Below are 8,950 nucleotides of genomic sequence, written 5' to 3'. Positions count from 1 at the left end.
GCGGGATGAACGGAATGGCGCGCTTCAAACAGCAGCGTGACCAGGGATGCCACCTCCGCATGCAGCGCCGCCTCCATCGCGATGGACCGACGTTTCATGATCCTGAAAACCCGACGGAAGATTGCGGCGGCCTTCGCGGCCTCGACCCGCACGAACACCGGAGAGCCAGACGCCGTGAGAGTTTTGTAAATCAGGTCCATTTTGGGGCCTTCGACGCGAATCCAGTACATTTCCCAGGGCGATCCCTCTACCGGCCAGTGGGCGTTTTCGTGGTGGTTGAAAATCCAGGCGGCGTGACCGGGTCCGACCGGCCACATGCGCTCATTCACGCGGATGAACCCGTGTCCTTTGAGGCAAAGGAGAATCTTATGGCCCGGATAATTCGGATGCACCTGTTTATAGTCCAGCCCCGCAATCAGATGGCCGGCCCGCAGCACACAGTAGAAGACCTCCCGGCTTGCGTCAGTGGGCGTGTGAAACAGTGAAACCAGGATTTCTGTCTCTTTTGGCGCTCGCGGCATGGAAGGATTTTACATGAAAATTGGCAGCTTTGTCTATTGTGCAGACGGGCTCCGCGACGTATCTTGGACGCCATCACTCGAAACAGAGTCAGCGCCAGAATAATTATCGGCCGCACAACGTCGGATGAGGGCGTGGTCGCGCGGACGCGGTCAAATCTATGAACAGCCGTTTGTTCTCCAGTCTCGGGGCAGTCGTATCCGTCGCCTTCATTGGCGGCTGGGCCGCCGCAGGAGCCGAATCAAACAAGACAGCGCCGCCGCCCAAGCCACCGTTGCCCGCTCTGCGCTCGTTGAAGGTCGAGCCGGCTTCCCTCACTCTGGAAGATGGTCGCGATGAGCGACGCGTCATCGTCTGGGGTGAAACGGCTTCAGGCCAGAAGTACGACGTGACTTCCGAAGTCGAGATGAAGCCGGATGTGCCCTGTGTTGACATCGACAAGACCGGGTGTATCCAACCCAAAAAGCAGGGCAGCGCGCAGGTGACGATGACGTTGGGCAACCTGAAAGTCAGGCTGCCGGTCACCGTCAAGGACGCAACCGTGCCGCCGGTGCGGTTTGTGCGCGACATCGAGCCGGTCCTGAGCAGACTCGGCTGCAATGCCGGGACCTGCCACGGTTCGGCAAAGGGGAAAAACGGATTCAAACTTTCTTTGCGCGGTTATGACCCCGAATTCGATTATCAGGCGCTTATCGACGATTTGTCCGGACGCCGGTTCAATCGGGTGAAGCCCGAAGAGAGTTTGATGCTGCTCAAGCCGACCTCTGAAGTTCCCCACGAAGGACGGCAGCCCCTCAAGCCCGGTTCGCGCGAATACTTTATGATCCGGGACTGGATTGCGCAGGGAACCAGATCAGAGGATCCGGTAAAGAATCGTGCCCAATCCATTGAGGTTCTCCCGTCGAACGTCGAGCTTGATCTGCCCGGCCGCTCCCAACATGTCCTGGTGCTGGCTCATTATCCGGACGGCAGCGTCCGAGATGTCACCCGCGACGCCATCCTGAGCAGCAACAACGGTGACGTGGCGGAAGTCAAAAACGCGGTGGTCATGGGCCTGCGCCGCGGTGAAGCGGCGGTTCTGGCGCGTTACGAGGGATGTTACGCGACGAAGCTGGTGAGCGTGATGGGAGACCGGACGGGTTACAAATGGCAGGACGTTGCAGAATACAACTACATCGACAAGCAGGTGAACGCGAAATTGAGGAAATTGAAAACCCTGCCGTCGGACTTGTGCACGGACGCCGAGTTTATGCGCCGCGTTTCGCTGGATTTGACGGGTATCCCGCCAACGCCCGAGCGGTTACGCGCGTTTCTGGCGGACACCGCGCCGGGCCGGGAAAAGCGCGAGAAGCTCATTGACGAACTTCTTGCGAGCGAGGATTACAACGATTACTGGGCCAACAAATGGGCGGACCTGCTTCAATGCAACAGCGAGCATTTAGGCGAAAAGGGCGTCTGGGTGTTCCACAACTGGATCCGCGGTTCGATCGCGGCAAACAAGCGGTACGACAAGTTTGTCCGCGAGATGCTGCTGGCCGAGGGCAGTTCGTATTTGAACCCGGAGGTAAATTATTACCGCGCGCTGCGCGAGACCGGAAAGATCACCGAAGACGTGAGTCAGACTTTTCTCGGTGTCCGCTTCAACTGCAACAAGTGTCATGACCACCCGTTCGAGAAATGGACGCAGAAACAATACTACGAGTTCGGCGCCTATTTCGCACGTGTCGCCATCAAGCGTGGCTCGCTGGGGAAGGACAACATCCGCAATTTTACCGGCGACCTGATGCAGGTGCCCGGCGAAGAGATTGTGTATTTGAAAGACGACGGCGAGGTTCAGAATCCCCGGACCGGCATGGACGTTCCTCCGAAGGTTCCGGTGGGTGAGGCGAAGGCAGTGTCGAAGGACGGCGACCGCCGCGAGCCGTTCGTGAACTGGCTCACATCGAAGGAGAATCCCTATTTCGCAATGGCGATGGCCAACCGCACATGGAGTTACTTCTTCGGCCGCGGCATCATCGAACCGGTCGATGACATCCGCGGCAGCAATCCGGCCAGCAACCCGGAGCTGCTGGATGCCCTGACGGAGGATTTTGTCCAGAGCGGGTTCGACGTGCGGCACCTGATGCGCAACATCTGCCTCTCGCGGACGTATCAGCTCTCCATCAACAAGAACAAATGGAACGAGGATGACACCGTCAACTTCTCTCACGCCACTCCGCGACGGTTAAGCGCCGAGCAAATGCTGGACGCTATCGCAGTGGCCACCGGTGACCGTCCGAAGTTCAAGGGCTTTCCCGCCGGTCTGCGGTCGGTGGACCTGCCGGACGGCATCGTGTCCGGAAACGATTTCCTTACACTCTTCGGACGGCCGAAGCGGCAATCGGCCTGCGAATGCGAGCGCACGAGCAATGTGACCCTGTCCCATGCGTTGAACCTGATCAACGGGACCACCATCAGCGAAAGCCTCAGTGCGCCAACGAATCGGATTGCGAAAATTGTCGAAGCGGAGAAGGATGATAAAAAAGTGATCGAAGACATTTACATCTCGGTGCTGGGCCGCCCGCCGACCGAGAAAGAACAGGCGACAGTGGATTTTTCGAGTGGCGGCTCACGCCTGGAAGTGGCGCAAGACCTCGCCTGGGCGCTGATGAACAGCCCGGCGTTTTTGTTTAACCGATAGGGTTTGAATATGATCAATAACGAATTTGCCCTAAACATCCCCGAATTCTCGGAGGTGACGGTAAAGAGGGCACGCTACATTTGGAGCGAATGCAGGTCTGAAAACTGGATTCCGCGGTTCGTTCGCCTGGTCATCACTCTTTGTTTGCCAATGTTCGTAATTACTTTTGTGAATCGAAATCGCGAAGTTTGGTTTTTGGCTTCTTTTATTGTCGGCGTTTATGTCGGCGAGTCGGTCGAGGTCGCTCTGATGCGCCAGCACGTCCGGCGATATTTGGAAAACCGAAGACTCGGCAATCTATAGGAAGGACCTATGCTATCAATTCCTGGTGAACCTGGCAGCACGTGCGACGGCTGGAGCCGCCGCGAGTTCATGCGTGTTGGAGGCGCGGGGTTGTTCGGCGTCACGCTCGGCGACATTCTGCGCTTGCAGGCCGCGTCGGAGAGTGCTCCCGACGCGACGAAATCCAAAGCGGGTTGGGGTGGGGCGAAATCGGTCATCCTCATTTTTCTGCAGGGCGGGCCGAGTCACATTGACATCTGGGACCCAAAACCCGAAGCGCCGTCGAACGTTCGCGGTGAGTTCAAGACCCTGCGCTCGAAGGTTCCCGGCATCTGGCTGAGCGAAGTGATGCCCAAACTCGCCGAGCAGATGGACAAGGCCACGCTCATCCGCTCGATGAGTTACACGCCGGCGGGTTTGTTCAATCACACCGCTGCAATCTATCAGATGATGACCGGCTACACGCCGGATCGCGTTTCACCCTCCGGCCAGCTCGAGCCGCCGGCCCCGAACGATTTTCCGCACGCCGGCTCGCAAATCACGCGGCTGCGGCCCTCGGACCTGCCGATGTTTCCGTTCGTCATGCTGCCGCGACCGTTGCAGGAAAGCAACGTGATCGGCAAGGGCGGCACCGCTGGTTTCCTCGGCCCGGCCTTCGACCCGTATTATTTTTATCAGGACCCGGCCAAAGAAATAAAATTGGACGACCTTTCGTTGCGCGAGGGCATCTCGAAGGAACGCCTGGAGCGGCGCGAGACGCTGTTGAAGAAGGTGGAAGCAGCGATGCCCGAAATGGAGAAGGCGGTGTCGAACTACGCGCTCGACAAATACTATCAGAAGGCGTTCGACCTCGTACTGTCCGGTCGCGCGCGCGACGCGTTCGACCTCACCAAGGAGCCGGACAAGTTGCGCGACCGCTACGGCCGGCACACATTCGGCCAGGGCTGCCTGCTCGCGCGCCGGCTTATCGAAGCCGGGACGAAGTTCGTACAGATGAACTGGCCCGCGGTGGCGAACGGCGACCCGAAGGTGGACGCCTGGGACACCCACGCGGCAAACTTCGGTCCTTTGCGTGATATTCATTGTCCGAAACTCGACAGTGGTCTGTCCGCGCTGCTTGAAGACATGGACCAGCGGGGTTTGTTGAAGGAGACGATTGTGGTCGCGATCGGCGAGTTTGGGCGCTCCCCACGGCTTGGCGTCAGCACATCGGGCAACAGCAATTCACCGGACGGACGCGACCACTGGCCGTACTGCTACACTTCGTTGGTCGCGGGGGCGGGTATTCAACGAGGAGCCGTCTATGGCAAGTCGGACGCGACGGGATCATCACCGGCGGAAAATCCGGTGCATCCGATCCAGATGCTGGCGACGATTTATCACGCGCTGGGGATTGATCCGCACACCATCGTCTATAACCACCTGAACCAGCCGCGGGAACTCGTGCAGGCCGAGCCGGTGCTGCCGCTGTTTGGATAGACCGTCATCAAAGCGAGAACCGAGCGTGATGCGCGTCGTCCTATTCGATTCGTCGGGCGGTTTTCGTGAAGTGACCATCCTGCCCGCACGGATGTTTTCAAGGCCGGCTGCGGTGTCCTGGCTTCAATACGTCATCGCATCCGGCCTGTTGATCGTCTCCGTTGCCGCCCAATCGGTCCCTAAAATCACCTCTCTTTCACCAGAATGGATCCAGCGCGGCACGACTTCCACCGTCCTTATCGACGGAGAAAATCTGTCCGAGGTGCGGGGGTTTCTGATCAGCGGCGATGGTGGTCTGACGGCCACAAATGCAGCGAGGCTGGAAAACAATGGAAATCTGGAAGCCAGCCGCGGTGGAATCGTCCCGGCGGATCCCGACGAAAAGAAGCTGCGGGCCCGGGTGACGGTGGCACCTGACGCGCCGCTCGGCGCAAGGGAACTCCGCGTTGTGACTGCCACCGGGGTTTCGGAGCCGGTGGCATTGAACGTGGATTTCCTTCGCCAGGTGACCGAGACCGGGCGGAACAATGACACCAACCACGCCCAGTTGGTTGAGCTGCCGGTGGCGATCAACGGGGTCATCACGGAATCGGCGCAAAGCGACTTTTTCCGCTTCAAAGCCCACAAAGAACAACGTCTGATCTTTGACGTCGAGGCGTTCCGCAGCGGGTCGCCGCTGGATTCGTCGCTGGCGCTTTTGGACGGCAGCGGAAAGGAGGTCGCGCGGAGTGAAGACGTCAACGGACTGGATTCCCTGATCGACTTCATGGTTCCGGAGGACGGTGATTACCTGCTGCAAATCCGCGATTTTCGTTATCAAGGCGGGAATGATTTCAAATACCGCATCATTGCGGGAGAGCTGCCGTATCTGGACAATATCTTTCCGCTCGGCGCGAAACGCGGACAGGCGGTCGAAGTCGCGCTGCATGGGCGCAACCTTGACGATCTGCAGAGCATGAAGCTGAAGGTGGAACCGACCGCGCCGCTGGGCCGCCAGGAAATCCGCGCGCGCACCACCAAGGGTTATTCGAATCCTGTTTTGTTCGAGGTTGGCGGCCTGAACGAATTCAACGAGACCGAGCCCAACAACGACCTGACCAATGCAAATACCGTCAATCTCCCCCTGGTCATCAACGCCCGTATCCAGGGCGAAAAAGATGTGGACCAGTTCAAATTCAAAGCGGAGAAGGAGCAGACCTTTATCTTTGAGGTGGAAGCCAGCAGGTTTGGTTCGCCGCTCGACGCCGTGCTGTATCTCACCGACGCGAAGGGCAGCGTCCTTCAACAGAACGACGACTCGGTCGGGTCGGACGCCAGGATCGAACACCGATTCACCGAATCGGGTGAGTACGCGATCAAAATTCGCGACCTACTCGAACGCAATGGCGAGGATTTTGCCTATCGGCTTGTGGTCCGCGCACCGCGGCAGGATTTCAGCGTCAGTTTCTATCCGGACACGCCGCGCCTTTATCGCGGAGGGCGCACGGTCGTCGGAGTGGAAGTGCAGCGTCAGGGCGGCTTTGATGGCGCAGTCGAGGCGTGGCTGGAAAACCTGCCGCCGGGCGTGGTCGCTGAACCTTTGCTGGTGCCGGGGGATTCAACCACCAGCCCGCTGATCATCCTTCAAGCGAGCGGAGATACTGATCCCGGCCATTACGCGTTCGCGCTGGCGGCCCACGGAGTCATCGGCGGCGATCGTGTGACTCGACGGGGGAAGCCGCAGGCCAACGGACGCTCTGTGCGGGAGGCGTTCCTGACAGTTCTCGACAAACCGCCCTTTACACTGGAGTCCATCTCGCTGAGTGCGCGCGTCGAACAGGATCAATCTGCGGCGGTCGAGGCGCAGGTCCTCCGGCATGACGGTTTTACGGGAGACGTTCAAGTGACCGCCGAAGGATTCTCCTCGGGCAAGGAACCGCTGGGCAGGAACGTCGAGTTCCAGCCCGCGACCGTCAAAGGCCGTGACGAACGCGCGACGCTCAACCTGAAGGCAAAACTTGATTCCGAACTCGGCACGCGAATGATCGTTCTGAGGGGGGACGCCAAATTGGACGGCCAGACCGTGACTCAATACAGCCGGCCAATCCCGCTGACGATTGATCCGTTTCCATTCACCCTTGCCAATTCACTGCCGCGGCTGGCTGTAACAGCGATGCCGCCGGATAAAAAATCCGCCGCCAGTGAGGCGGAGTTTACCGTAAAGGCGACACGACGGGGATGGTTTACCGATGACATCAACCTCTCGGTCGAAGGCGTCCCCGAGGGCATCACGATCAACACGGCGGGTATGCCGCGCGGGGCGGGAGAGGCCGCCTACAAAATCACCGCAACGGACAAGGCACCCGCGGGCAAGGAGGTTTCGCTCGTTGTTGTGGGCACGGCGAACATGAACGGGCGCTCGTACAAGCTTCGTTCTGCCCCGATTATTGTGACGATCAATGCACCGGCATCCGACAACTCCAACGCAAAGCCTCACGAAAAGGAAACGGCCGCGAAATGAACGACGATGAAAGCAGCACTGTCGGGACCATATCCTTGGCGGAGCATGAATAGAGGCATGACATGGATGCGGCGGCCGCTCGGTGCGCTTCTGTGCGGTTGGGCCATCATCGCGCCCCTTGCCGATGACACAAAGCCCGTCAGTTACTTTCATGAAGTGGTGCCGATCCTTAAGCGAAGCTGCACCGGCTGTCATCACCCGGCGAAACTGAAGGGCGAACTGGATCTGACCACCTACGAATCTTTCAAGAAGGGGGGGAAGCACGGCGCGTCGTTCGCGCCGGGTGATCCGGACAAAAGCCGTGTCATCGAGGAAATCAGCGGCGAAGAGCCGGACATGCCGAAGGAAGGCGACCCGTTGAGCAAAGAAGAAATCGCCCTGATCGAGCGCTGGGTCAAGGAGGGCGCCAAGGACGACACGCCGCCGAACGCGAATTCGTTCAAACTCAGCTCGCCTCCTGTTTATGCCGCACTCCCGGTGATTTCCGCGATCGCCTTTTCACCCGAGGGGGACGTCCTCGCGGTGTCCGCATATCACGAAGTGGTTTTGCATAAGGGCGACGGTTCGGCGATGATCGGTCGCCTCGTCGGCGAAGCCCCGCGCATTGAATCGGTTGTGTTTTCGCCCGACGGCACGCAACTGGCGGTCAGCGGCGGCGCGCCGGCGCGATTTGGGGAGATTCAGATCTGGGATGTGGCGGGCCAAAAGGAACTCCATTCCTACAAGATCTCCAACGATTCGGTTTTTGGCGTTTCGTTTTCGCCCGATGGCGGCAGGGTTGCATTCGGCTGCGCTGACAAAACGGTCCGTGTCATCAGCGTGGCTGACGGCAAGGAACTGATGAAATTCGACAATCACAGCGACTGGGTGCTTGGCACGCTGTGGACCGTGGATGGGAAACGGCTGCTGAGCGGCAGCCGTGACCGGGCGATGAAGCTCATCAATGTGACCAACGGGCAGTTTATTGACGACATCAACAAACTCCTTGAGGGCGTAATGTGCATGGCGCGACATCCGAAGGAGGACATCGTCGCCTATGGCGGCGACCTGGGCACGCCCCGCATCTACCGCATCGCGGAAAATCAGGGCCGCACCGCGGCGAACAACGACGTCAATCAGCTCCGGGAGTTTGAGCGGCAGCCGGGACCGGTCTGTTCGATTGCTTACAACCCCGACGGAAGCCAGATTGCCGTGGGCAACATGAACGGAGAGGTGCGCGTTTACAAAACCAGCGATGGCACACGGGTGGCGACATTGAAAGAGAACCGGGGGGCGGTGTTTGCCTTGAAGTTTCATCCAAAAACCCCCCAATTGTTCACCGGCGGCTACGACGGCAAGGTGCGCATTTTTGAATTGCCGGACGGCAAACTCTCGAAGGCATTTGACCCTGTGCCGATCAACGAGTCGGAAAAGGTGGCCAGTGTAACGAAGTAAGGACACGTTTGGTGCCTTTCGTCGTAAGTTGTTCGCACCGGGGATGGCGGAATCTG

General features: G+C 59.0%; 5 protein-coding genes. 4 read left to right on the top strand and 1 reads right to left on the bottom strand.

The features are described from left to right. Positions 1–521: AraC family ligand binding domain-containing protein (locus tag VN887_05250; protein HXT39409.1), on the bottom strand; the 521-nt coding region annotated here is incomplete at its 3' end. 158 nt (positions 522–679) lie between these two features. On the opposite strand from VN887_05250, the gene VN887_05245 reads away from it, so the two are divergent. The 4 genes from VN887_05245 to VN887_05230 all read left to right on the top strand — a co-directional run bounded on the left by VN887_05245 (position 680) and on the right by VN887_05230 (position 8,894). Continuing rightward, entirely contained in the window at positions 680–3,199 is a 2,520-nt protein-coding gene (locus VN887_05245; GenBank protein HXT39408.1) for a DUF1549 and DUF1553 domain-containing protein, read from the top strand. 312 nt (positions 3,200–3,511) lie between these two features. Further along, complete coding sequence (locus VN887_05240) at positions 3,512–4,960, top strand: DUF1501 domain-containing protein (GenBank protein HXT39407.1); 1,449 nt, start codon at positions 3,512–3,514, stop codon at positions 4,958–4,960. A 28-nt stretch (positions 4,961–4,988) separates the two neighbouring features. Beyond that, a complete protein-coding gene (locus tag VN887_05235) occupies positions 4,989–7,460 on the top strand; it encodes a PPC domain-containing protein (GenBank protein ID HXT39406.1) in 2,472 nt (823 codons plus the stop codon). Positions 7,461–7,505: 45 nt separating this feature from the next. Continuing rightward, positions 7,506–8,894, top strand: a complete 1,389-nt coding sequence (locus tag VN887_05230) for a c-type cytochrome domain-containing protein (protein HXT39405.1) — start codon at positions 7,506–7,508, stop codon at positions 8,892–8,894. Positions 8,895–8,950 lie beyond the last annotated feature (56 nt).

The sequence above is a fragment of the Candidatus Angelobacter sp. genome (assembly GCA_035607015.1).
Taxonomy (GTDB): domain Bacteria; phylum Verrucomicrobiota; class Verrucomicrobiia; order Limisphaerales; family AV2; genus AV2.
This window is presented reverse-complemented; position numbering and strand designations above follow the sequence as displayed.

Coding starts and splice junctions, on each gene's coding strand:
- VN887_05245 (HXT39408.1), top strand. CDS start 680: ATGAACAGCCGTTTGTTCTCCAGTCTCGGGGCAGTCGTATCCGTCGCC.
- VN887_05240 (HXT39407.1), top strand. CDS start 3,512: ATGCTATCAATTCCTGGTGAACCTGGCAGCACGTGCGACGGCTGGAGC.
- VN887_05235 (HXT39406.1), top strand. CDS start 4,989: ATGCGCGTCGTCCTATTCGATTCGTCGGGCGGTTTTCGTGAAGTGACC.
- VN887_05230 (HXT39405.1), top strand. CDS start 7,506: ATGAATAGAGGCATGACATGGATGCGGCGGCCGCTCGGTGCGCTTCTG.